Source organism: Croceicoccus sp. BE223, from assembly GCF_031457155.1.
Classification (GTDB): Bacteria; Pseudomonadota; Alphaproteobacteria; order Sphingomonadales; family Sphingomonadaceae; genus Croceicoccus.
Genome location: NZ_JAVDWB010000001.1, coordinates 624,914 through 647,389, shown reverse-complemented (window position 1 = coordinate 647,389; position 22,476 = coordinate 624,914). Strand labels below are relative to the sequence as shown.

The 22,476-nt window shown below is 66.3% G+C and carries 36 protein-coding genes; 4 read left to right on the top strand and 32 right to left on the bottom strand.

From position 1 onward, the window contains the following. Window positions 1-12: 12 nt before the first annotated feature. The 32 genes from J2X37_RS03390 to J2X37_RS03235 all read right to left on the bottom strand — a co-directional run bounded on the left by J2X37_RS03390 (window position 13) and on the right by J2X37_RS03235 (window position 20,696). The gene (locus J2X37_RS03390) at window positions 13-261 is read right to left on the bottom strand and encodes a hypothetical protein (RefSeq protein WP_310017739.1); all 249 of its coding nucleotides are present in this window, start codon (window positions 259-261) and stop codon (window positions 13-15) included. 125 nt (window positions 262-386) lie between these two features. Next, complete coding sequence (locus J2X37_RS03385) at window positions 387-809, bottom strand: hypothetical protein (RefSeq protein WP_310017737.1); 423 nt, start codon at window positions 807-809, stop codon at window positions 387-389. A 103-nt stretch (window positions 810-912) separates the two neighbouring features. Then, on the bottom strand, window positions 913-1,362 hold the full coding sequence (locus J2X37_RS03380) for a hypothetical protein (protein ID WP_310017735.1): 450 nt from the start codon (window positions 1,360-1,362) through the stop codon (window positions 913-915). A 65-nt stretch (window positions 1,363-1,427) separates the two neighbouring features. Next, window positions 1,428-1,592, bottom strand: coding sequence for a hypothetical protein (locus J2X37_RS03375; protein ID WP_310017732.1), 165 nt, complete (start codon window positions 1,590-1,592; stop codon window positions 1,428-1,430). A gap of 17 nt (window positions 1,593-1,609) precedes the next feature. Continuing rightward, complete coding sequence (locus tag J2X37_RS03370) at window positions 1,610-2,011, bottom strand: hypothetical protein (RefSeq protein ID WP_310017728.1); 402 nt, start codon at window positions 2,009-2,011, stop codon at window positions 1,610-1,612. Then, the gene (locus J2X37_RS03365; RefSeq protein ID WP_310017725.1) at window positions 2,008-2,538 is read right to left on the bottom strand and encodes an HK97 gp10 family phage protein; all 531 of its coding nucleotides are present in this window, start codon (window positions 2,536-2,538) and stop codon (window positions 2,008-2,010) included. The genes J2X37_RS03370 and J2X37_RS03365 overlap by 4 nt, the downstream gene beginning before the upstream one ends. Then, on the bottom strand, window positions 2,538-2,918 hold the full coding sequence (locus tag J2X37_RS03360; protein WP_310017722.1) for a head-tail adaptor protein: 381 nt from the start codon (window positions 2,916-2,918) through the stop codon (window positions 2,538-2,540). The genes J2X37_RS03365 and J2X37_RS03360 overlap by 1 nt, the downstream gene beginning before the upstream one ends. After that, complete coding sequence (locus J2X37_RS03355; protein WP_310017720.1) at window positions 2,915-3,499, bottom strand: hypothetical protein; 585 nt, start codon at window positions 3,497-3,499, stop codon at window positions 2,915-2,917. The genes J2X37_RS03360 and J2X37_RS03355 overlap by 4 nt, the downstream gene beginning before the upstream one ends. A 24-nt stretch (window positions 3,500-3,523) precedes the next feature. Beyond that, complete coding sequence (locus tag J2X37_RS03350) at window positions 3,524-3,817, bottom strand: hypothetical protein (RefSeq protein ID WP_310017718.1); 294 nt, start codon at window positions 3,815-3,817, stop codon at window positions 3,524-3,526. Between the two features lie 103 nt (window positions 3,818-3,920). Beyond that, on the bottom strand, window positions 3,921-5,189 hold the full coding sequence (locus tag J2X37_RS03345) for a phage major capsid protein (protein ID WP_310017716.1): 1,269 nt from the start codon (window positions 5,187-5,189) through the stop codon (window positions 3,921-3,923). 17 nt (window positions 5,190-5,206) lie between these two features. Then, entirely contained in the window at window positions 5,207-6,091 is an 885-nt protein-coding gene (locus tag J2X37_RS03340; protein ID WP_310017715.1) for a head maturation protease, ClpP-related, read from the bottom strand. Beyond that, a complete protein-coding gene (locus J2X37_RS03335; RefSeq protein ID WP_310017713.1) occupies window positions 6,084-7,367 on the bottom strand; it encodes a phage portal protein in 1,284 nt (427 codons plus the stop codon). Before J2X37_RS03335 ends, J2X37_RS03340 begins: the two co-directional genes overlap by 8 nt. Beyond that, window positions 7,367-9,100: a terminase TerL endonuclease subunit gene (locus J2X37_RS03330; RefSeq protein WP_310017710.1), complete on the bottom strand. Its 1,734-nt coding sequence runs from the start codon at window positions 9,098-9,100 to the stop codon at window positions 7,367-7,369. Before J2X37_RS03330 ends, J2X37_RS03335 begins: the two co-directional genes overlap by 1 nt. Before the next feature lie 7 nt (window positions 9,101-9,107). Beyond that, window positions 9,108-9,590: a hypothetical protein gene (locus J2X37_RS03325; protein WP_310017709.1), complete on the bottom strand. Its 483-nt coding sequence runs from the start codon at window positions 9,588-9,590 to the stop codon at window positions 9,108-9,110. Between the two features lie 42 nt (window positions 9,591-9,632). Beyond that, the gene (locus J2X37_RS03320) at window positions 9,633-9,989 is read right to left on the bottom strand and encodes an HNH endonuclease signature motif containing protein (RefSeq protein ID WP_310017707.1); all 357 of its coding nucleotides are present in this window, start codon (window positions 9,987-9,989) and stop codon (window positions 9,633-9,635) included. 253 nt (window positions 9,990-10,242) lie between these two features. Continuing rightward, window positions 10,243-10,731, bottom strand: a complete 489-nt coding sequence (locus J2X37_RS03315; RefSeq protein ID WP_310017705.1) for a hypothetical protein — start codon at window positions 10,729-10,731, stop codon at window positions 10,243-10,245. Between the two features lie 340 nt (window positions 10,732-11,071). Next, a complete protein-coding gene (locus tag J2X37_RS03310) occupies window positions 11,072-12,670 on the bottom strand; it encodes a phage/plasmid primase, P4 family (protein WP_310017703.1) in 1,599 nt (532 codons plus the stop codon). A 12-nt stretch (window positions 12,671-12,682) separates the two neighbouring features. Next, window positions 12,683-13,393: a DUF2312 domain-containing protein gene (locus J2X37_RS03305; protein WP_310017701.1), complete on the bottom strand. Its 711-nt coding sequence runs from the start codon at window positions 13,391-13,393 to the stop codon at window positions 12,683-12,685. A 178-nt stretch (window positions 13,394-13,571) separates the two neighbouring features. After that, window positions 13,572-14,060 carry a DUF1643 domain-containing protein gene (locus tag J2X37_RS03300; protein ID WP_310017699.1) on the bottom strand — a complete coding sequence of 163 codons (489 nt, stop codon included), beginning with the start codon at window positions 14,058-14,060 and terminating at the stop codon, window positions 13,572-13,574. Beyond that, window positions 14,057-14,302 (bottom strand): hypothetical protein, encoded by a 246-nt coding sequence (locus J2X37_RS03295; RefSeq protein ID WP_310017695.1) that lies wholly within the window; start codon window positions 14,300-14,302, stop codon window positions 14,057-14,059. Before J2X37_RS03295 ends, J2X37_RS03300 begins: the two co-directional genes overlap by 4 nt. Continuing rightward, entirely contained in the window at window positions 14,302-15,501 is a 1,200-nt protein-coding gene (locus tag J2X37_RS03290; RefSeq protein ID WP_310017693.1) for a CHC2 zinc finger domain-containing protein, read from the bottom strand. The genes J2X37_RS03295 and J2X37_RS03290 overlap by 1 nt, the downstream gene beginning before the upstream one ends. Beyond that, a complete protein-coding gene (locus J2X37_RS03285) occupies window positions 15,498-15,683 on the bottom strand; it encodes a hypothetical protein (protein ID WP_310017691.1) in 186 nt (61 codons plus the stop codon). The genes J2X37_RS03290 and J2X37_RS03285 overlap by 4 nt, the downstream gene beginning before the upstream one ends. Continuing rightward, on the bottom strand, window positions 15,680-16,072 hold the full coding sequence (locus tag J2X37_RS03280; protein ID WP_310017689.1) for a hypothetical protein: 393 nt from the start codon (window positions 16,070-16,072) through the stop codon (window positions 15,680-15,682). The genes J2X37_RS03285 and J2X37_RS03280 overlap by 4 nt, the downstream gene beginning before the upstream one ends. Before the next feature lie 22 nt (window positions 16,073-16,094). After that, a complete protein-coding gene (locus J2X37_RS03275) occupies window positions 16,095-16,838 on the bottom strand; it encodes a GP88 family protein (RefSeq protein ID WP_310017687.1) in 744 nt (247 codons plus the stop codon). Next, window positions 16,835-17,686: a DUF6551 family protein gene (locus J2X37_RS03270; protein WP_310017685.1), complete on the bottom strand. Its 852-nt coding sequence runs from the start codon at window positions 17,684-17,686 to the stop codon at window positions 16,835-16,837. The genes J2X37_RS03275 and J2X37_RS03270 overlap by 4 nt, the downstream gene beginning before the upstream one ends. Then, on the bottom strand, window positions 17,686-17,928 hold the full coding sequence (locus J2X37_RS03265) for a hypothetical protein (RefSeq protein ID WP_310017683.1): 243 nt from the start codon (window positions 17,926-17,928) through the stop codon (window positions 17,686-17,688). The genes J2X37_RS03270 and J2X37_RS03265 overlap by 1 nt, the downstream gene beginning before the upstream one ends. Before the next feature lie 12 nt (window positions 17,929-17,940). Then, window positions 17,941-19,038 carry a DNA polymerase III subunit beta gene (gene dnaN, locus J2X37_RS03260; RefSeq protein ID WP_310017682.1) on the bottom strand — a complete coding sequence of 366 codons (1,098 nt, stop codon included), beginning with the start codon at window positions 19,036-19,038 and terminating at the stop codon, window positions 17,941-17,943. Beyond that, a complete protein-coding gene (locus J2X37_RS03255; protein ID WP_310017681.1) occupies window positions 19,035-19,289 on the bottom strand; it encodes a hypothetical protein in 255 nt (84 codons plus the stop codon). The genes dnaN and J2X37_RS03255 overlap by 4 nt, the downstream gene beginning before the upstream one ends. Further along, window positions 19,282-19,875 carry a hypothetical protein gene (locus tag J2X37_RS03250; protein ID WP_310017679.1) on the bottom strand — a complete coding sequence of 198 codons (594 nt, stop codon included), beginning with the start codon at window positions 19,873-19,875 and terminating at the stop codon, window positions 19,282-19,284. The genes J2X37_RS03255 and J2X37_RS03250 overlap by 8 nt, the downstream gene beginning before the upstream one ends. A gap of 1 nt (window position 19,876) precedes the next feature. Continuing rightward, on the bottom strand, window positions 19,877-20,338 hold the full coding sequence (locus J2X37_RS03245) for a hypothetical protein (RefSeq protein ID WP_310017676.1): 462 nt from the start codon (window positions 20,336-20,338) through the stop codon (window positions 19,877-19,879). Continuing rightward, complete coding sequence (locus tag J2X37_RS03240) at window positions 20,335-20,496, bottom strand: hypothetical protein (protein WP_310017674.1); 162 nt, start codon at window positions 20,494-20,496, stop codon at window positions 20,335-20,337. Before J2X37_RS03240 ends, J2X37_RS03245 begins: the two co-directional genes overlap by 4 nt. Continuing rightward, a complete protein-coding gene (locus J2X37_RS03235) occupies window positions 20,493-20,696 on the bottom strand; it encodes a helix-turn-helix domain-containing protein (protein WP_310017672.1) in 204 nt (67 codons plus the stop codon). Before J2X37_RS03235 ends, J2X37_RS03240 begins: the two co-directional genes overlap by 4 nt. Window positions 20,697-20,793: 97 nt before the next feature. Between J2X37_RS03235 and J2X37_RS03230 the strand changes: the two genes are divergently transcribed. The 4 genes from J2X37_RS03230 (at window position 20,794) to J2X37_RS03215 (ending at window position 22,433) form a co-directional block, all read left to right on the top strand. Continuing rightward, window positions 20,794-21,450 (top strand): S24 family peptidase, encoded by a 657-nt coding sequence (locus J2X37_RS03230; protein ID WP_310017669.1) that lies wholly within the window; start codon window positions 20,794-20,796, stop codon window positions 21,448-21,450. Beyond that, window positions 21,429-21,761: a hypothetical protein gene (locus tag J2X37_RS03225; protein WP_310017667.1), complete on the top strand. Its 333-nt coding sequence runs from the start codon at window positions 21,429-21,431 to the stop codon at window positions 21,759-21,761. The genes J2X37_RS03230 and J2X37_RS03225 overlap by 22 nt, the downstream gene beginning before the upstream one ends. Next, on the top strand, window positions 21,754-22,053 hold the full coding sequence (locus J2X37_RS03220; RefSeq protein ID WP_310017659.1) for a hypothetical protein: 300 nt from the start codon (window positions 21,754-21,756) through the stop codon (window positions 22,051-22,053). The genes J2X37_RS03225 and J2X37_RS03220 overlap by 8 nt, the downstream gene beginning before the upstream one ends. Window positions 22,054-22,133: 80 nt before the next feature. Continuing rightward, the gene (locus J2X37_RS03215) at window positions 22,134-22,433 is read left to right on the top strand and encodes an HIRAN domain-containing protein (protein ID WP_310017657.1); all 300 of its coding nucleotides are present in this window, start codon (window positions 22,134-22,136) and stop codon (window positions 22,431-22,433) included. The last annotated feature ends 43 nt before the right edge of the window (window positions 22,434-22,476 follow it).

Below are 22,476 nucleotides of genomic sequence, written 5' to 3'. Positions count from 1 at the left end.
CGTGCGTGTCCTTTATCGGTCGATCTTCTCAGCCCACGGTGGCGGGCTGTTTTCGCTGTCGGATTTTCGCTTCTGCGAGAGATACGCGACGGAAAGTTCGCGGATCAGCGTGGCTTCGAACGCCGACAGCGACACACCGGTCGCTGCCTGCCATTCGTTGATTTCACGCCAGCTCAGGGGGCTTTCGCCCATCCCGTTCTCTTCGGTCAGGCCGATCTCGACCAGCCATTTGATGACGTGCGGCGCCGGGTTGGGCGGCATCGCCGCGACAATCCCGTCGTCCCTGAACCGCTCTATTCTGCGCCGCCCGTCGTGTTCGGACCGCTTGCTCCCCTCGCGCGGCTTTGGGACGGCGTTGAGCCATCCCAGATGCCGCGCGTAAAGCGTCAGTCCTTTGCGGAGGCGGCCTTGAAGTTTCCCTCGGTCTTCACCGCCTTGGTGACCTGGTCACGGAAGTGCACCGATTTCGGGTGTGCGTAGAACGCCTCGAACTTCTCGAGATCCGGCTTGCCCTTCGCGGGCGGGAAATCGAAATTCTCGAACGCGACGGTGATGGCGGCGAGGTCCTCGGCATCTTCCTTGGCGCGCTGCTCGGGCGGTACTTGTGGGAGCTTCCCGTCGTTATCCTGCATGCGCTTCACGGCGCGACTGGTCTGCCGCGCCTGGATCACCGAAAACTGTTTCGAACCCGGCCCGTAGACGACGATGCGAACGGGGTTGCCCTTGTCGTCGTAAAGGTATTCGCCGTCCAGTCCCTTGAGATGGATCGCGGCGGTGTCCGCAGGAAACTGCGTCGTGATGTCGAACATGGATTTGCCTTTCGCGGTAAGGTGCACTGACCCATCCCCGCCAACCGCGATGGTCGGAGAGGGTCAGTGCATAGGGTCCGGCGCGCGGCCGCCGGGAAAAGTGTCAGGGGGCGTTGACGCGGATGACTTCGGTACACGCCTCGATCGTCGGCGACGCGGTGATGACATCGCTGGCCGAGCCGATGCTTTCCGGCATCCCGAAGACAGGGCCCTGGAAATAGCGGACTGCGCCATCGGGGCGGGTGATCTTGAACGAATAGAAGGCATTCGTGCCGTCTTCCGACGCAGTGCGCAGCAGCGCCTGGCCGGCATCGTCATCGTCCAGCGCGATCGACGGATTGAGCGAGCCCTCATCCCGCGGACCCTTCAGCTTGAGCTTCGGACCGTCGAGAGGCTGGAACTCGACCATCTCGTAGGACGAGCCGAGATCGCCGAGATTGCTGACATAAGCGACCTCGGTATAGGTCAGCGCGGCATAACCGGCCGCGTCTTCGGTGGCCGGGTTGGCGGCCGAAATGGCGAGTTTCGAGCCCGCCGCAGTATTAACGCCCATTGGTTTTCTCCTTGGTGGCGAGCCGGATCACCCGGCATTTACACCCGCGCGGTCGGGCAATTCGGTCAGGCGGGCTTCTTGTCCGCCTCGGGCTTCTTCAGGAGGCCGGCCGCCATGAAATTGGCGTGCTCGCCTTCGGTGAAGTCGGCCTCGACTCCGGCCTTGAAGCTCTTCTTCGTTCCGGCATCCTTGAAATCCTTGACCGGAACTGCCTTGATCGTCTTTGCCATCGTCATTCTCCTCGCACTCAGACCGGCTCGTTGAAGCCGACCTTGAAATCCTGTGATTGTTCGAATGTATTGCCGGGACCGATCAGGTCGGGGCCCGTCCCGGCATTTTCGACGTAGACGCCGTCGAACCCTGACTTCGTGCCGGTCACCCCGGCGCAGGCATTGCGCACCAGCTTGATGATCACTTCCTGCTCGCGGTAGCTTCCCGCGCGGACGGTGACCTCGACGCGCTCCGTCATCCGGACCGACCCGACCCGCTGCAGATGCACCCTCTCGACGCCGCTGATCTTCCGGACCAGCAGAGCGGGCAACGCGATCGCGTCGGGCAGCTGCCCGGCCTTGATCCGCGCCGCCGGCACCTCGGCCAAAACCGCGGCATCCGCGATCAGCAGGTCCCCGATGATCTTCGTGCCGCTCATTCGTCGCCCTCCGACACTTCGGCCCCGCCGAGGCCTTCGCGCGCCAGTCGGGCGTTGATGTACTCCTGCGCCGCAGCGATCGCCTCGCCGGCTTTCAGATCGAGCGAGACGCGCATGAATGGATGCGGCCGGGCGCCCGGATGCAGCACCGTCTTGCCGACCGGCGTGCCATTAATGACCAGCACGCCTTCCTTCGCCTTCCGGTTAATGCTGCCGACGCTCAATCCATTGCGTTGGCTGTCGTCGACCGTAATGAAGTGCTGCGACGTGCCGTACTCCAGCCACGGCGCGATATAGGCCCCCGGTCCTTTCGTCTGGATCCGGGCGATAACCTGACCCGCAACCTCCTGCTTGGTCGAAACCTTGATCGCACCGCGAACTTCCGACGAAACGACACGGTCCTTGGCCTCGTCAGCGACAACCTGGGCAGCTGCTCGAGCAGCCCCGCGAAGGATCTTCGTCTCCAGCGCCTCGGGTATCGCGGCCATGAAAGCGCGCACCTCCGCCCGCCCCTTGACCGTCGGCATCAGCCGTTCCCCGCCGTGCTGTAATCCTCGATCATGAACTCCAGCCCCTTGCGGAAGCCGAGCTCGGCCGGCGGCGTCACGATCTGCGCGGTCCGGTACGTCTGCCATTCGCCGTCGACGGTTTCCCCGATCAGCACCCGCATGTTCGCGGCGACATCAGTCCGCCACCGGATCCGGACCCGCGCCGGCCGGGTCGCGATGTTCAGCCCGTCCGCCAGCTTCTCGCCCCGGCTCGGCAGCGAATCTTGCACGCTCGCGAACAGCGGCGCCTCGTTTTCGGTCAGATCCTCCCAATTCGACGAACCAGCGCCGTCAAAGGAGTCGTCGGCGACAGGACGCTGGATCCTGATCTTCCGGTTGAGCTCGCCCGCCCGGATCATATCCGCACCCGCCGGTACGGCGCGCACAGCGCCGTCACGCCCAAAGGCGCTTCGCTCGCAACCGCGCCCACGATCACCGCCTCACGGTGCATGTAGAGATACGCCATAAACCGCTTGGCCGCCGTCAGCAGCGACTTCGGCGCTTCACCGTCCGGATAGCCTGCAGTGAACGTGATGCTCACCCCGCCGCCCACATCCGAGGGCCAGCTACCCCCGATCGCCGCAACGACCTCGCCGCCCGGCAGCAGACGGAAATCGCCGATCGTGCCGGTCACCTCCGCGCCGCTGCCATCCAGCCAGGTCACGTCCTCGATCGACACGACCGGCCGCAGCCCTAGCGAAAGCCGAGCCCCAGCGCAGGGAAACGCTTCCCCGGTCCAGACCTGCCCCGCCGTCTCGAGCAGCTTCACCTCGCAGTACCGCTCGACGAACTCGATCGCCGCATCGCGCAACACCGCGATCAGGTCGTCGAACTCGGTCTCACCCTCGCCGATCGACAACCAGGCCTTGCACTCCGCCAGCGGCAGCAACGCTTCCCCATAGCCGTCCGCCATCGGGACGTGCTGAAGTTCGAAGATCATCGCTGCTACCGCTGGTTGGTCGTGTCAGGCGTTCTGTGCGGCCAGGTTGTCCGCGACCGCTTCGGCCTCGGACTTGGTGGGATCGTTGAAATCGATCCGGTTGGCCACGGCGGGCTGCCGGGCGCGCGGCGCATTGTCCACCGCCGGATGGCTGGTCTCGATGCGCTCGACGATTTCGGGTTCGATCATCGCGCCCGACGCCGCAACATCGGTCGCGGGGGTCAGGTTGTCGGCCTTCAGGCCTGCGGTATCCGCCACGCCCGGCACGTCGCTCAGCTTCACGTCGCTGGTGTCGACGCTCTTCTTCTTGGCAACCATGGTCTTTCCTTTCGATGTCCCCGTCCTTCGAAGAGAGGCGCGCACGCCGCTCATCGAAAGACGGGCCGGGGTCTGACCCCGGCCCGCTTCCTCGTCGCTGAGATCAGGCGGCGACCTTCAGCGCCTTCATCGCGTCGGGGTTCTTGACCCCGCCACCGACCCGCTTGGTCGTGTAGAAGTGCACGAACGGCTTGTTCGTGTACGGATCGCGAAGCACGCGGATGCCGATGCGATCGACGACCTGGTAGGTCTCCGCCATGTCACCGTAGAGAGCGGCGATCGCGTTGGCGGCAACGGTCGGCATGGCCGGCAGGTGAACGATCGGGACCCCGGCGATCGTCGCCGGCTGACCGGCTTCGAACGACGGCTGCCAGAGATAGTTGTCCTGACCATCCTTCAGCTTGCGCGCAGCGCCCGCCGTGGTGCGGTTCATGAACAGCTTGGCATTGGCCTCGTATTCCTCGGGCAGACCGTAGATCAGCGAGAGGATGCCGTCGCCGGTGAGCAGCGCGGCATCGCCCGAGTTGATCGTCTCGATCGCGCCCCAGGGATGGCGAGCGGCATTGGCCGCGCCCGTGACATAGGTCAGCAGGCCATGCGGCTTGTTGGTGCCGTCGCCCGACAGGAACGCGATGCCTTCCTGCTTGGCGAATTCGGTCTCGACCTCGTCGGCCAGCCACTGTTCGACGTTGAATTCGGCATCGTCGATCAGGCCCTGCGAAGCGGCGGGGTTGGCGTAGATCTCGCCGACCGCCCACGACAGCGAGGCAAGCGCCGGGGTGGTGGTCGCCGGACGAGCAGCGGTTTCGCCGACCCAGCCCGAACCGATATTGCGGTCCGAGAAGACCTTGCTGAAACCCGCGCCGCTGATCGAAACGACCGAGGCGTGCTGACGGATGACCGAGACCTGCTTGAGCCGGCCGGTGACCGTGCGGTCCCACTCGATCGGCGCCAGGTAACCGCCCTCGCCGTCGGTCTTGGTCGCGGCAGCTTTGATCGTCTCGAGACGATCGGTCGCCTGGCCGCGGCGGAAGTACGCGTTGAACTCGGCGGTGTACTCCGGATCCTTCGGCGCGTCCTTGCCACCGAGGCGATCGGCAGCCTGCTTGGCCATGACCTCCTCGATCGCAGTTTCGAGCGTGGTGATCGTGGCGTTGATCCGATCAACGTGCTCGTTCAGGACGGTGTCGTCGACCTTGGAGGCGAGAGCCTGGTCGTTCTTCTCGCGCATCGCCGTGACGGCCTGCTGGAGCTGTTCGAACAACGCCTTCGGGTCGTTGGGTTCGGCGCGCGGGGCGGCAAAAACGCTGCGCGGAGCGACAGCGAGCGAAGCGGACGCCAGCAGCCCGCTGGCAAGAAACATCTTGGTCATGTCGATTTTCCTCGGTTTCAGCGCGCGTTGAGCGTCGCCAGGAAGTCCATGGCCCCGTTCATCCAAGCGGAGCCGTCGCTTGCGCCAGCGCCAGGCGTGGCGGGGTGGGCAGCGCCTGGCGTGCCCTTCAGGTCTTTGATGCGGGCGCGCGCTTCGCTGCGCGTCATGCCCGCCGAAACGAGTGTCAGTTCGAGCGCGCGGGTTGCATTGAGCTCGCGATCGGCTTCCCGCGCCGCCGGCTCTTCCGTCATCTGGTCGGCGGACAGAAGGGCGTCGGCAAAGCCGCGCTCGATCGCGACACTTCCGCTCATGTAGGTTTCGGCGTCCATCCAGGCCGCACACTCTTCGACGGTCCGCCCGCTACGCGCCGCATAAACTTCGGCCATGGCAGCATCGAACGGCGCAAGCCATTCCGACACCTGCGCCATGTCGTGCCGGTTGCCGATCGACAGCACCCAGCAGTTATGGATCATCAGAAAGGAGGCAGCGCCGATCTCGACGCGGTCGCCTGCCATCGCGATGATCGAGGCGGCACTCGCTGCCATCCCCATGATCTTGACCGTCACGTCCTGCGAATGTTCGCGCAGCACGTTGTAGATCGCGATACCCTCGAACATGTCGCCACCCGGCGAATTGATCTGCACCTCGACCGGCCGGTCGCCGATCGCGCGCAGCTGCCGAGCCACGGACTTGGCCGTAATGCCTTCCGACCAAAAGTCTTCGCCGATTGCGTCGAACATCGTGATCACGTTGTCGCCCGCCGCCAGAGCGCGCACTCCGGCCGCCTCGGCGTTCCAGCGCTCCATGACCTGCCCGTTCGACAGGGCGGACACCTTGCGATCCGCGGGGACGGGCAGAGCCGAAGGGCGAGCCATCGCCATGATGCCAAATCGTTCAAGCATTGTCGGTCACCTCGTTGCTCCAGGCCGGCCGCTGGCCGACCCCGCCCTCCATCGGGTTCATGTCCATCAGCTCGCGCGCCTCGTCGGCCAACATCCAACCACCCTGACCCGGGCCGCCGATGGCCTTGGACAGGAATTCCGCCTGGTCCTTCAGCGATCCGCGCAGCAGCGCCCCCTCGTTGAATTTGACGTAGAGGGTCTCGCGTTCGCTCTCCTTTAGGAGCGATCGCGCGACGACCTCCTCCCACGCGACGAACCACGGCATGAGGCAGTAGGTGATCAGCGACAGACCCAACTGCTCGATGCCGGTGCCCCAGCTCGTCTCGTCGAACATCAGCAGGGGCCGCGGAACGCCGGTAAACCGCGACACCTCCTCGGCTTGGTGCTTGCGCTGCGCCAGGCCTTCGGCATCCCTCCCGCTCGCCCCCAGAGGCTTCGCGGTCAGACCTTCTTCCGCGACGATCCAGCGGCCGGTATTCTCGACGCCCGCATAGCCATCCTGAAACTGATGCTTCAGCCGCTCGATCGCGGCCTCCGACAGCTGCTTAGGATGCTCCAGGACGCCGCCGACATAGGCGCCGTTCCGCAACAGCCGGGCGGCGGCCTCATCGGTGATTTCGGCCAGGCCAAGGGCTTCGGCGGCCATCCGCAAGAGACCGTGCCCGCGCAACCCGTCTTCCGACCACGGGCCCCGCAGGTCGAATATCTCCGACGGCTTGTAGATCCGCTCGCCCCCGGTCTTCGGGCGATACCGATACTGCAGGCTGAAATCGTCGGCCTGCTCGATCGTCACCCGCAGCGGATCGAGAGGCCACAGCGCCTGCGGCCCGCGGATGCCCGGCACCTTAAAGGCGAAGGCGTTGCCGTACAGAAGGGCCCGCCCCTGCATGAACGACTTGAACTGGTACGGTGTCTGCGCCGGATTCGGCTGAACCCGCAGAAGACGATGGACCGGGTGGTCGGTTGCCTTCTCCCGCGAATTGTCCGCGCCCCGGCGAAACAGGTTGAGCGGCAGCATGCCGATCGTGCCGACGATGACGTTGACCGCCCGGTTGAACGTCGCGTTCCGCATCGCGGAATACTCGCTAACCGTCCGCCCGGCCTTGCTGGTCATGCCGCCTCGGAGAAAGTCAGGCAGGTGTTCGTCGCGCAGGTTGATGGTCGAGTAGGCCTGTACCGCCCCGCCACCCTGCGCCAGACGCGCGATACCCGCCCCCTCGGCCGGCACCGGCGCATCGGGCGCTGGCGCGCCGAAAAGCCTGTCGAGCCAGCCCATCAGATCACGATCATCCCGCGCGTCTCATAAATCGACGGCACGTTGTCGTTGGCCGCGACGGGCCCGGCCTCCAGCATCTGCACGGCATTGAGCATGGCGATCAACGGGTCGATTTTCCCCGCGCCGGCCAGTTGCTTGCTGATGTACAAGTTGCTGCCTCTCAACTCGGCCCGCGCGTTCGATACGCACCAGGCCATCAGGGCCGACCCGTCATGCAGCAGCATGCCGTCGCCCAGCTTGAACTCGACTGTCTTGATCGTGCCGGTCAGGCCCACGCCCTGCCGCACCGGGGTGATCGAACCGCCCCGCTTGGTAACCTCGTCGTATGTCTCGAACCCCGATGCGACGAGCGCATCGACCAGTGCGCCCATGCCCCAGCTATCGACACCCACCGCGCCGACCTCGGGCATCAGCCCCGCGTCGAAGATCCGCTTCATCAGCCGGGCGACCTGGTCGACGATCTCCTGTCCGGTCGTGACGATCGTCAGATCGCCATCGGCCGCAAAGCCGCGGAGCGCCGGGGCGATATCCTTGCGCCGCTCCAGCGCGATTTCCAGCGCCCAGGCATGCGCCCAGGTCAGCCACCGGCCGGTGTCCTTCTCGCGCCCAGCGACCGCCGCGCCGAACAGGTCGTCGCGCCCGCCGCCGTCGATACCGGCCACCACCACCTCGCAGCGATCGAGCAGCGATTCCAGCGTCAGGTCCGGATCGGCGGCTTCAAGCCAGAAGTCCGCCGCGGCCCACCGATCCCGGCGGAGCCGCAGCCCGATCTCGACATTCAGGTGCTTGGCGAGGAAGACCTGCAGGCTCTCGCCTTCGCCGGTCTGCGCCATCGCCAGCTGCCGCTCCAGCCAGTCCTGCGTCACCGACCGCCCGATCGACGGGTTGGTGACGTAGAACATCGCCGGGTCGAGGTACGCCTCGGCCTCCAGCAACGCCTCGGGCCATTCGTAGAGCACGCCCATGCTGGCCGGATCCTCGATCACCCCGTCCCGCACGTCGCGGAAATAAGCGAGCTTGGCCTTGAACACCCCGGCCGGCGGCTCGTCGGAATGCGTCGTGATGTAGATCACGAAGCCCTCTTGCCGCGTGGCGAGGCCGCCCGTCGCTTCGCGCAGCATCGCCTCGGCCTTCGGGTTCTTGCCGAACAGCCACAATTCCTCGACCAGGACGAAGCCGGCCTTCTTGCCGCCGACGACGCCGCTGTCGGCCGCGACGATCTTCAGCTCCGCCTTCGTCACCCGGTGCCGGATCGTGCGCTGGTGCTCGATCACGTGCAGCAGATCCGACAATTCCGGATCCGCGCGCACCATGCCGGATGCGGGGCCGAAACTGTTGCCCGCGATCTCTATCGTCGGCGCCAAGATCAGCAGCTCCTGGTGGTGCCGCCAGTTCACGATCAGCGCGGTAAGCATGATGCCCGCCGCGATCATCGACTTGCCGTTCTTCTTGCTGATCAACAGCATGAACTCGTTGATCAGCCGCGCGCCGCTCAGCGGGTCCTCCGCCCCGAAGATCGCGGCGACGAAGTCGAACACGAACTCGTCGCAGATCTCGCCCAGCGTCGGGTAGGTTCCGTCTTTCTTTTGCGGCAGGTCGGTGACCTGCAACGACTTGAACACGCCCAGCGCGTCCGCCGCCTTGTCCGGGAACAGCGGCGCCACCGGCACCAAGCTGTCGCCCGCTACGATACGCTCCGCCCAGTCCGGGCAGGAGGTCGTCCACTTCGGCATCGGCGTCCTACTGGATCATCGCCGGCGGCGGTTGCCGCGTGCCGAAGCGCCCGGCCACACCGGCCGCCGCCTCCTTCTGCTGTTCCTTTTTGCCGAGCCGCGGGGCCGGGGCCGCGACCTTGCCGCGCTCCTGGACCTTTTCGCTGAGCGCCCGCTGCTGCTCGGCGTGCACCATCGCGGCTAGCGCCTTCTCGGCGGCAACGTTGCCCTCCTCGGCGGCCTTGTTCAGGCGGGCGAGCTGGCGACCTTTGAGCATCAGCGGCGCGTGGCCCGCGTTCGCGATCTCGTTAAAATAATGCTTGTAGAACGTCGGCTTGCTGACCTTCAGGACTCGCGCGATCTCGATCGGCTTGCGCCCGCACGCGAACAGCAGGTTCACAACGTCGGAATTCTCCCGGGTCCAGACATGCGCCGGCCGCCCCCGCCCCTTCTCCGGCAACACTGGCAGGCCGAACAGGTCAACCTGCCCGTCCGAAATTCCATCGCCCAAGAAAAAAATCCCCAGATGAGACGGGATGCGGTCTAGGTGCCGTCAACCCCCTGAACTTTCGACCACCCCCCGTCCTGCCTCGCCTCGCACCCGCCGCGCCTTGGCCTCGGCCGTCTTGCGGTTGTGGCAGGGCGTGCAGAGCCAGTCCGCCTCCTCGAAGGGAGGGAAGTCCGCCCCGCCGTCCGACCGCTCGACCCGGTGGTCGAGGATCAGCCGCTGCGTCGCCCCGCACACCTTGCACCACACGCCGCCGTGCTGAGCCCGCGTCCAGTCCCGATGCCGCCGCCGATAGTCGAGCCACTCGGCCGACTGGTAGAACCCCTCGGCGACCTTCGGCCTTGCCCGCACCCGCGACGCTGGCCGCCCGAGCCGCGACGGCATGGCCTTGAGCCGACCCACGTGCGCGCTCCTGACGAAAGGGAGGCGACTGCGGCCAGCCACCACAATGGGGGGAAACTGGCCGGGCGCAGTCGCCAAGTCTGGGAGAGGATACCCCGAGGCCGACACAGGCCCGCCTCAGCGTATCTCCTGATACCCCCGAAAAGGTGGGTAAACGAACACCCAATATTTCACTGGGTAAATGGAAACGGCTTGACAGCTTACCCGCAGGACTTCTGCGGGTTACAGAGCCGCAACTGGGTAAATGGCCCCGTCACGCCGCCGCCCCGGCACGATCACGACCTCGCTCCATGGCCACAGCCACCTTCCCGATCGCCCGCTCGTACCGCATCCGCAAGGCATCGCTGGTCACCACGCACCGCTTGCCGCCCTCGGCCACCCAGATCCGCTCCCAGCGGAACACGTCGCCGCGCGGGTCGAGCTTGGCGATCAGCACCCGGCCGACAAGCCGCCGGTGCTCCTCCGGCACGGCCAAGCAGGCGGCCTGCGGGCCCAGCATCATCCGGTCCAGCACCGCCATCTCCTTGCGCCCCAACTGCCGCCGCGGCTCGGCATCGCCGCCATGGCCCTGCCCATCGCCATAGTCGCCCGCCCGCACGTCGCGCACGATATCCGGCCACCCCTGCCCACCGCGCAGCCAACCCCGCTCCTTGTCGGGCATCGCGCCCAGGTACTCCACCGCCGCCAGCATCGCATCCTCCGCGTCCTGCCAGGTCACCACCTGCGAAAGCTCAACCCCCATATCTTGATCCTTTTCTACAGACAGACAGACAGATAGTCGGAAACCCTACGCACATGCGCGCCCGCGCCCGCACGGACCAAACCCCGCAGAAACTGTCTGTCTTTCTGTCAACTGTCTGTAACCCGCAGCCAGCGTGGCTTTGCGAGGACGGACAGTCACAGACAGACAGATGGTTTCCCCTCGCCGCAATCCCGGTGGCCAGCCCCGACGCCGCCCCATCATCCCGCCACCGCCGCCGAAACCGTCGCCCGCCGCCCGAAAAGACAGACAGTTGCCGAAACTGTCTGTAACTGTCTGTCCCACATCTTGTGGTGCAGAGGCACAGGCAGGCCCGCGCCGATCAGTCATCGAACCCGTCCCAGTCGCCGTCGGCCTGGTCGTCGTGGCCGCTGGCGCCCCAGTTGCCGGGCGTCCGGTCGGGCGCGCCGCCCGCCACGTCACCGCCGCCCTGCACACCCGCAGGCGGCAGCGACAGCTCGTCCGCCGTGCGCAGCCGGCACCCCTTGCGGATCACCTTGCCTTGCGCGTTCTTGGCCTTGGCGAGCTGCTTGTCGCCCAGCGCGCGGCCAAAGGCCGTGCTGGTCATGATCTCGCGATCGCCGACGGCGTTGTCCTCGCAGAACTGCTTGTAATCGGCGTAGAGATCGGCCGAGAGCGCGCGGGCTTCCGGGTCGTCCGTGGCGACCCTTTCCCCGAACCATTCACCAAAAGGGTTGCTGGATCTCCGGTAATCCTCGATCGCCGCGCGCACCGTCTCGGGCGGGATCAGGCCGTGGCTCAGCCACATCAGCGTGCCCTGCACCAGCCACCCCAGCACCCCCTCGGCCTCGGCCAGCAGCCTGCGGCCCACGGTCTTGTCGGCCGCACCCTTGAACTGGTGCGGAAACTCGATGACGACGATGCGCCGCCAGATGCCGTCGTCGTCGCCGGAAATGCGCGGTTTGCGGTTGCACTCGAACACGATGGCAAAGCGCGGCCGATACTCGAACACCGCGCCATGCAGTTCGCGCGCGCTGATCGGCTGACCGCCGGTCACCTGCTTGACCCGGCCTTCATCGATCATCGCCCCGATGCGCGGCTCGCTGGTGCAGACAAGCCGCACGTCGCCGGCAAGCCGAGCCATGTCGGGCGAGGCTTCCGCCCCGCTGCGCGCCGCCCCGTGCAGGAACGATTCGACCGCCGCCGTCGCGCCATAACCGCCCAACACCTCGCGCAGCACGTCCATCGTCGTCGACTTGCCGTCGCCGCCCTTGCCCTGCAGCAGGAAGATGCACTGCTCGCTGATCTCGCCGGTCAGGGCATAGCCCATGCACGACTGGAAATAGCTGCGCACATCGGGCGCGGGTAGCACCGTCTCCATGTGCCGGGTGAACTCCGGGCATTGCGCCCGCGGTTCCCACGCCACCTCGCTCATGCGGCTGATCCGGTCTTCGGGATCGTGCGCGTCGAGCCTTACCGCCCACCCGTCGGGCCCTTCGAAGAACCGCAAGGTGCCGTTGGCGACATTGAGCGCCATCGTCTCGGAATCGAAATCGTCGCGCGTCGCGGCCAGTTTCGACTTCGCCTGCGCCAGCGCGGCCGTCGTCTTGTTCGCGTTGCCGGACTGGACGGCGTGCTTGTACAGGGCAGAGGCGCGCTCTTGCAGCATCGTCTTCTTGCCCTGGTCGGTTTCGGTCTCCGCCGCTTCGTCCAGCGCCGCCGCCTCGATCGGGATGTGCCGCGCCATGTCGTGCGCCAGCTGCTGCGACAGCCGGGCACCGTCCTCGGCAGACCAACGCCGCCCGTCATAGGCGCGCCAGTGATCCTCCACCCACAGCAGCTTGCCGCCGGCCAGATCGATCAGCCGATCCGCATTGCCAAGGTCGTTGAGCTCGTACCAGGCCATCTTTTCCGGCTCGGCCACCGGCACGGGGATCGATCCCCCTTTTCGCTGCGTCATCGGGTCCCCTGCCTATCCCTTGTCTTCCAGCGCCCGGCGCGTCTGCATCGCGGCAAACCGCGCGGCATCGAGCGCGCGGCCCTTGGCGTTCGTTTTCTTCGTGGGCGGCGTGAACACCGCCGCCAGCTTCGGATCCTCGGTCGGCGACCGCTGCGCCCCGTCGTGCGCATCGAACGTCGCGCGATAGAGGTCGAAGGTCGCCTCACCCGCCCGCATCGCGTCCTCGCCGTGCTTGGCGCACTTCTCGAACCAGCGGACGGCGACAGCGATCTGCTTGGCCTCGAACCCTTCGGCCCCAGCCATCTTCTTGCGATCCGATTCCTGCGCCCGCAGCGCCGCGATCTCGGCCCGCAGGTCGAGGAGGAAGGCGATGTGCTCCACCAGCGCCTCGGCCGTCGCGGGATCGTCGATCCCCGCGATCTGCTCGGCCAGCATCGACGCGGCCAGCGCCGCCGCATCGGGCCGCAGCTTCGTCATGGCCTCGCTGACGTCGGCACCGTCGAGCGCCGCTTCGTAGATCGCCAGCTCGGCATCGGCCAGCTCCCGGTCCGCCGGTGCCAGCGCCCGCCGCGCGATCACCTTGCGGATGATGGCCGGCGAAAAGCCGCAGGCCTTGGCCTCGGCATAGATGTCGCGGCGATCCTCCTGCAGTCCGGCGATTTCCTCGCTGACCCGCTCGATCCGCTCAACGAACAGGCGCAGGGCGTCGGCTGTGTCGTTCATGGCTGGGCCTCTGTCATTTTGCTCCAATAGTCCCCGTCACCCTCCGCGAAGTGGAGGGCGCGGACCATATCCGGGGTCAATGCGCATCCAGTCCCACGCTTCATCGCGCAAATGACGCGATTCACGGCGGCTTCGTAATGTCCTTCATGATCCCAAGATTGGCGTTTGGGCCTGCCGGTCATGGCTGGGTCCATTCGATGATCGGGCTTTCATAGGGCAGCATAAGCGGGTGCTTCGGGTGCCCGCACTTGGCGGCCGGGCCGATGCAATACGGGTCCAGTCCCGCGCCAGAGATCATGGTCAGCACGTTGAGGAAGCGATTGCGGACGCGGAGCGGCTGCTTCGACAGCGGCCCCCAAGCGATGATCGCCTGATCGGCTTCCGCGAGCATTTGGATCAGGTGGTTGTCGTTCTCCGGCCCGACCGGATCGGCCACCTTGCCGAGTTCGCGCACGTCGGTCGCGCGGTAGGCGAAAAGGTTGCCGACGATCAGCTTACCCCACCTGTTGCGCCGGCCGAAGCCGATCAGCTTGCGAATGGTCGCGTCATTCTCGGTGGCGTCAGCGGTGGAGGGGTTGACCATGATAACGGCGGTCGCGCCACCCCCGACAGTGTTGCGTTCGAGCCGGTAGCGGTAGCGTCCGCAGTCGGAGATGATCGCGGTCATGGATACCCCCAACTTTCGGAGATGCGGCGCCACTCGACATTGCCACCACTCCGCCCGCTCAATTGGCTCAACGGCGTCCCGATCGGTTGGGGATGCGGGTTGCAACCGGGGCAGTCCGCGTCAGCGTCCGCTATGATTCCGGGATAAAGCCACTTGTCGCCGTCGGGCAGGTCAGGCCCGATTCCGCAGGCAAAGCGGCGGTGGCTGTTCAGCGAACTGTCGTCGACACGAATGTGGATCATCAAACCCCCTCCCTCGCCAGATCCCCGAAATCCGCGCCCATCGGCGGACGCTTGACGCTCACCCGCGCCCCGGTCGCGCGCCAGGCCGCACTGGCGAGCCGACCGCACAGCTCGGTCCGCTCGGCCCCGCTGAGGTCGCGCTTCACCGGCACCGCGCGCGGATGCTCGCGCACCGTGCGGTCCTTCAGCCCCTTCATGTCGGCATCAACGCCCACCAGCACGCGGGACTCGCCCGGCCAGCACAGCATAGCGCGGCCCGGATCTGGGCGCGGATCGTAAAGCGGCACCGCGCCCGCCCGGTCCTCCAGCGGATAGCCCTGCAGATTGTTGAGGCTGAGCGCCGCCACCCCCCGCGTCACGCCTTCCCGCGCCAGGAAGGCCAGCGTCGTCTCGATCCCCTCGGCCACGGCCAGCGTATCGGCACCGACGTGCCCGGCATCCGCCGACCAGTCGCCCAGCAGCACCCCGCCGCCCGCCGTTCCGCCGAACATCTTGCGCCCGGCTTTGGTCCGGCCCTCGTCGGCCAGATACGTCACGTGCAGCCCGATCGGCGCGAAGCCGATGACGCACGCGCCCTCCAGGATGGGCGCCTCGATCGCCGCGATCATCGCCGGGCCGAACCGCCTCGGCTCTTGCCCCACCGGCCACGCTCCGGTCGGCACCCGCGGATGAAACCGCAGCTGCTCCAGCACCGGACTGTCGGGCCCCGGATGCACACCGCGCGTCCGCAGCCAGGTCTCGACCGGCGTCCGCCACCCGGCCACCGGACGCAAACGCCAGATGAACCGCGCCACTTCGATCGACGGCACGAACTCCGGTCCGTCACGTTCACCCCGCCGCCCCTCGCGCCGCTCCGGCGCAGACCGGGGCACTTGGCCCGATGGCAGATCGCCCAGACCCGCCTCGCCGATCAGCACCCGCGCCGCGTCCAGGAACGCCATGCCGTCGTGCCGCATCAGCCAGGCCAGCTGGTCGCCATGCGCCCCGCAGCCGAAGCAGTGATAGAACCCCTTGTCGTCGTTGACCGTAAAGCTGGCCGTCGACTCGTCGTGGAACGGGCATAGGCCCTTGAACTCGCGCCCCGCCCGCGACAGCCGCACCGACCGCTTGACCAGATCCGACACCTCCACCCGCGCCTTCGCCTCGGCGAGCACACCGGGATCGATCGCCGGGGATGAACCGGATGCGCCGCCACTCATTTCGGCACACCCAGCTTCGCGCGCAGCTCGGCCACCTTGGCCCGCGCGCGCGGCAGGTCCATCCCCTCGCCCGCGACGGTCAGCTCCATGCCGATCTGCCCGATGACCGCGGCCTCGCGGAACAGCGCATACAACTCGGCGCGGCCCATCATGGTCGGCCCGATGTCCTCGTAGGCGCTCACGCCGCCATCTCCCCGCGCGCCGCCTTGCCGTCGCGGCAAGAGCACACGTCGACCCGGCACCCGCACCAGGAACACCCGGTGTGATAGTGCAGCACCGCCAAAGGCCTTTTCGGCGACGAATCGTGCAGCGCATCGTGCAGCCGGAGCCGCTTGGCCGTCAGAGCCGTCCGCCGCCCCGTCGCCACGATTTCGATGACCCGGCGATTGGCATGCCGATGGATGCGGATCACGCCGCTCGTGTCGAGCGCGGCGACAACACCCGCCGCCTTCGCATGCGAACACCGCAGCCAGTCCGCCACGTCGTCATTCGTCGGACACGGCCGCTCCGCCAGCGCCGCCCGCTCCAGCAGGGTGAGCGCCTTGCGCTCCCATGGCGTCAGATCCGTCATGCCGCTTCTCCACTCCGGCCCATCAGTGCGCCCTGAACGCGATGCTGCGTTCCGAATGCCAGCACAGCGCGCACGTCGCGCAACAGTCGGTCGCCCCGGTTTGCGCCGGGCACAGGATGGCATCGGTGATGGCGGCCTCTGCGGCGATGACCCGCGAGGCCCGGTTCTCATGCGGCTGCCCGGAAAAGCGGATCGCCGCCCGCTGCCACCCGAAATCCGCCGCCAGCATCGCCACGGCCCGGCCGATCGGTTCGCGCGGATCGCGCGCGGTAAACCCGAACACGTGCAGCGCAGGGAAGCGCCGCAACGCCTCCGACCAGGTCGCCACGTACTCGGGCGAATAGAAATCCCCCAGCACGTGCAACCGCACCATGAACCCGGCCGGGTGCCGCTCCTGCAACTCCGACATTTCGATCAACAGCCGCGCCTCCAGATCGGGCCCATGCTCGATCCGCTCCGCCGCCTGCATGTTGTTGCCATAGCAGCGCAGCCATTCGCGGCACTCGCGCGGGCAGCTCGCCCGCTCTTCAAGCGTCAGGGTATAGATCGGCCATCCCCGGCGCGGCCCCTTGGCCACCGTCTTGCCGATCTTCCGGCTGTTGTGCCCGCTCTTGAGCAGCCGGTTCAGTTCATCGGGCGCAAAGACGCGACTGGGAAAGATCGACCGACCGCCCCGGGCAGACGGATGATAGGCGGGCAGCACGATGCCGTGCCCCCTCGGCGCGACGGAGCCGAAGCGCCGCATGCTCGAAGCCGCGCGCGTCACGCCGCTTCATCCATGAATTCGGCGAGCAGCTCGGCCCAAGCCTCGCGCAAGACAACCTCGCTCGCAGCCGCAAAGCGCAGGTTCGGATCGTCGGCGCGCTTGCGCATGATCTCGCCGCGCCAATCCTCTTGCGTGACCGCGCCGATCATCTCGACCAGCATCACGCGGAACTCATCATCGACGACGAACCGCCCATATTCATCCGCGACAACGGCCGCGATGCCGGGAAACAACGATCCGGCATAGCGCAGCACGCTGCCGCGCCACGCATCCGCCAACACCCTCAGCGCCAGCCTGGTCACATCCTCGCTGTGGCGGCGCCAGCTCGCTTCGATACCGCCGATGTTGGAAACCATGCCGGGCTTCCACGACACGTAGTTCTGATGCGGCGCGACCGACAGACCCGCCGCCTCGATCGCCGAAACGATGCCCGTCGCTTCCTGATCGCCCGCCGCAACGGCTGCCTTGAACAGGTCGATTTTCGACAGCGCGCGGCGCTGCACGTTCATCGCCACGAACGAAGCGGCTTCGTCGGCGCGGCTGTCGTAGGACGACACCACGCAGGGCAGGTCGTACAGGTCCCGCCGAGCCCGAGCGGCCTCAAGCCGGTGCTGGCCGTCCACCACCCACAGTGACCCGTCGGCCCGCCGCGCTACCGCCAGCGGATGAAACAGCGCCCAGTCCCAGTGCATGGCGATCTTGCGGATCAGCGCCTTGCTGGAAGCGTTGTCGATCGACCGCTGGTAGGCGGCATCGACCTTCAGGTCGCCCAGGCGGCAATTCTCCAGACTGGGCCGAAGCCCGAGCGGAGGATTGACCTTCAACCGGGATGTTGCCGCCCGCGCCATCACGCCGCCTCAGGAGCCAGCCTGGGCCAGCCCAAGGTCGAGCCAGGAAGATGCCCCGGCTTGGGAAACTCCTCGGTCGGCGCATGCAGTTCGACACGGGGACGGGTCTGGTTGCGCAAAGCCAAAAGCCGCCCGTCCGGCTCGATCGCGACCAGCAGGTCGAGCGCTTCCCGCGCCTTTTCCAGATCGCCCGCAAAGACCGCTGCGAAGACTTCGTCGGTCATTTCCCTGTTGCGGTACATCGCCTCTCTCCTTCAGCGCATCGGGCCGACGATGGCGAGCGCCCCGTCGTCCACCGTGCGGCGGACAAGGGCGAACGACGTCGCATCGGCATGGTGAATGGTGACGCTGTCGCCACCGATCGCGGTAAGCACTTGGTCGAGATACTGGCTGTTGAAGCCGACCTCGAAACTGGCGCGCACGTCGGCCGGCACCTCCTCGGTCCCGCTGCCGACCTCGGCGTTCTGCGTCGAAACCACGATGATCCCGTCGCTCCGACCGATTCTGACGGTCCGGGTCTTGCCTTCGCCGACAAGGTCGATGCGCCGCACCGCTTGGCGCAGCATCTCCGGATCGACGACGATGGGATCGTCCACTTCGCACGGTATGACGCGGCGATAGTCCGGAAACGTCCCGTCGATCGCCTTGCCCAGCAGCGAGCATTCGCCCGCCGTCATGCGGATCTTCGAAGCGCTCCATTCCAGGTCGACGGAACCGGAGAAGTCGGCAGCGATCGACTGCGCCGCCATGCAGAACTTCGGACCCAGTATCAGGTCCGCCCCTTCTGCCGGAAAACGGGCATCGACCCGCGTGCTGGCGAGCGTATGTCCGTTGGTCGCGACAAGCCGCAGCATCCCGTCCGATCCTGCATGCCAGAGCGGCCCGTTCAGATAGTAGCGCGTCGGTTCAGTCGATCGTGACCACAGCACCCGAGCGAGCGCCGATGCGAGCTGCTGTCCCGGCATGGTCAGGCGATGGACCAGGTCTAGCGCAGGTATCTTGGGGAAGTCGGTGACCGGCAATGCGTTCAGCTTCCACCGGCTCCGGCCGGCTTTGACGGCCAGCTGCCGGTCTTCCATCGCCAGACTGATTTGCGCACCCTTGGCAGCGGCACCGGCCAACGCGGCAAGCCGCTTGGCCTCGACCGTTGTCGCCAGCTCGCCATCGGCTGACACAAGCGGCACGGTCTCGCAGTATTCGACATCAAGATCGGTGGTCAGCACCTGCAAGCCCGCTGACGTCGTCTCGATCCGCACGTTGGCGAGAATCGGAATGGTGTTGCTCGCAGCGACAATGGCCGCCGCCTTCTTGAGCGCCTTGGCCAGCGCACCGGCCTCCAGAACGACGCTCATGCTGCCTGCTCCGCGGCATTGGCTGCATCCCAGACCGCCCCCGCATCCAGCGCCGCCAGAGCGCAGGTCAGGGCCATGCGCAGTTCCTCGGCCTCGCCGCGAGTCAGCACCTTCACCGACACGACCTGCCCATCCTGCCGCTCTATCAACTCGACAACCGGACCAGGCAGTGGACACTCGGGGCGCGGCGTGGGGCAGGCCAGCGCCACATAGCTGCGCGCAAAACCGTATTTGATCCTCACCTCACCCATGTTCAATCTCCCCGGATATGTCCGCACTCGACTGCCCCGTCGCGACGATCGTCACGATGCGCGTCCGCGTGCGCCCGGCCTGTTCGAACCGGATCAGCCCCATGGTTTTCAGCCGGGTCAGCGCGTTCTTGGCAGCGTACCGGTCATCGAGATCGAGCCGCTCGGCGATTTCGCCGTTGCTGGGGCAGCACCGCCCGGCGGCGACGTCGCGGAACAGCAGGGCATAGACCCGCCCGTCCCGGCTCTCGCGCCAGACATCGTCGCGCGGCGGACTGCCCGCGACCTGCCGCCCACCGGCAGGCCGACCGCCATCGTTCGCACCCTCGCCCGGCGAAGGCGCCCGCGCCCGCGCGCAATATTCGAAGCAATGCGCCCGCTCGGCGCGCCGCTGAAACAGGTGCACCCGGCCCTCGCCATGCCAGCGCAGCGCAAGCCGCTTGGCCGCGTGATCGCCCAGCATCGGCCCGGTGGCATAGACCAGCACCTCGCCCGGCCGCGCCGTCGCGATCCATCGCGCCATGTCGCCCGCCTCGGCATATTGCGTCAGCGCCGGGATGACGAACTGAGCGGCTCCCCCCTCCCACATGTCAGTCTCCCGCGATCGAATCGGAGGGAACAAGCCGACGCAGCTGCGCATCGATCGCATCGCGCACGTCTTCCAGCTGCCGGCGATTGTTGCGCACGTCGCCTAGGTCGAAGCTGCCATCCTCCAGCGCACGGCTGATCCGCACACCCAGGTCGAGCACCGCCGTGAGCGTCGAATGGTCGCAGGCACCGCCGGGGCGGCTCGCTTCGCAAAGCCGGTCGAACGGTCCCGTGAACCGCCCGTTCCACTCCCGCTTGCCCCGGCCAAAGGTCACCGCATTCATGGTCGCGGTGCCCTCGGCGTACTTCGCCGCCTGGTCGTCGCTGACGCCCAGCACCGCGCCGACATCGGCCCAGGTCAGCCCGTCCTCCACCTTGATCTGGTGCAGCGCCGACCCGATGGCATCCAGCGCGCCGGAAGCGGAAAACGCCGGCCGTTTCCCGACGATCACCCGCCCGCTCATGCGCTATGTCCTTTGGCATGAACTGCGACCGACAATCCCCTGCGCGACGCGATGGGTGCCCCGCCGCTGACCGACTTGATCTGCGCTGGGTCCAGCACCTCGCCTTCAAGGGGCGCGCGGACTCCGACGATCTTTGCCTTGTCAATGCTGAGGATCATGCTGCGTCCTCGAGATCGACCCACGATTGCATCGGGATTTCTCCATTCGTGTGGCGTTCGATTTGGGCTGCCACCTCGAGCGTCGGGCGAAGCTTGCCCTGTCGAATCCGGTTCACGATCGACCGGTCCTTGCCGATCAGCGCGGCAAGATCAGCGTCGCTGATCTTGTTTCGCTCCATGTAAGTTGCGAGAGGTGTCATGATGGGCGGACGATGTGCATCTATTGCACAAAGGTCAAGCCCTATATGTGCAAAATATGCTCAAGACTTTCGTGTGCGCCGCTTGCACAACGGCAGCGTGGACACCCGCTGGATAAAAGATCGCAAGAAAGCGCGCGGCATAACTGATGCCGCCTTGGCTGATGCGCTGGGCGTCGAGCGCTCGGTCGCCAACAAGATCGTCAACGGCAAGGTTGAGATAAATGCTCGCCGCGTAGAAGCTCTGGCCGAGCTTTTGGACGTGTCGCGTGACGAGATGCTTTTCCGCGCGGGGATTACTAGCACCAGGATGGAACCGGAGATTGTCTCTCAGGTCCCCTCATCCGAGCTTGTTCAAATTCAGAAGCTGGACCTCTCCCTCTCAATGGGACCGGGCACGTTGATTGACGGTTACGTCGAGGCGGAGCCCGTCACCTTCGACCTGGCCTTTATCCGCGCCATCACCCGCTCGCCGTCGGACAAGCTGCGTCTCGTCACCGGCATCGGCGACAGCATGTACCCCACCCTGAACTGGGGCGATGCGATCATGATTGATACCGCCGATCGCCAGCTCGCTCGGCAGGACGGGATATATTGGATCGATCTGTACGGCGCCGCCGGCATCAAGCGGCTGCGCACCATCGGCCGCGATCGGGTGCTCGTCATATCCGACAACCCCGCTATGGCCGATCAGGAAGTCGACACCGCCGACCTGCGCATCGAAGGCCGCGCGATATGGGTGGCTCGGGGGCTCTGATCGTGACCACTCCTGCTGATGACCAGACCACGCTCACCGATGTCGAAATGGATGACATCCGCGCCAGGATAGTCGCCAAGATCAGGGGCGGCGGTCGCTGCGAAATGTGCGGCTCGACCAAATGGGGCGCTGGCCGCTACCTCACCGCGCCGACGATCTACGATGCGCGCGGCGAAGTCGCGAAAGCAGATCCGGGCAAGGTCGCGGCGCTGTTCGCATCCCTCACATGCCGGAACTGCGGCAACACCAAGTTCTTCGACATCCGACTTCTCGATTTTGATGTGGCGAAAGGTGCGGATCACGATGGCTGAACCGACGATAGTGGATATCGGCACGCGAACCGCCTATATTCCCACGGCAACCCCCGAACGGGGCGGGGGAACGGAGCCGCCTGATATGGAATCGCGCGTAAATCGACTTGAGGACCGTTTGGACAAGCTGATTGACCGGGTCGGGTCGGTCGAAGTCAGTGTGGCGACTTTGTCTGAGCGCGTGTCGCATCTTCCCAGCAAGACTTATATCGACACACGTCTCGCCGGTATGTTGGCAGTGATCGCCGCGCTGATCGCCTTCGGAGACAAGATTCAAGCTTTCGTCAACTGAGCCTTCCACCCCTCTCCCTTGCAGTCGTCGGGATTGATTTTCCCAACAAGCGCGGCCCGTCGCGGCGCTTCGAACTGGCCATGTGCGCACCGGGCGAACCGGTCGAGCTGCGTCCCGAGCCGAACAACCCCGCCGACCCCCGCGCCGTCGCCGTCTTCAGCGCCCGCGGCATCCAGCTGGGCTATCTCACCGCAGAACGCTGCAGGCGCATCGGCTCACTGATTCGCGCCGGCACCCCAATTCACGCCATCTATCAAGGGGCAGGACCATCGTGCGCGTGGATCCGCGCCAGCTTCGACGGCACGATTCCGGAAATTCCCCGGCAACCGTCGGAAGCCCCAACCACCCCGGATTTTTGGCCCGACGAGGAGTATGATTAAAGGCATAGTGCATATCTTGCACTTTTAGCTTGCACATTATGTG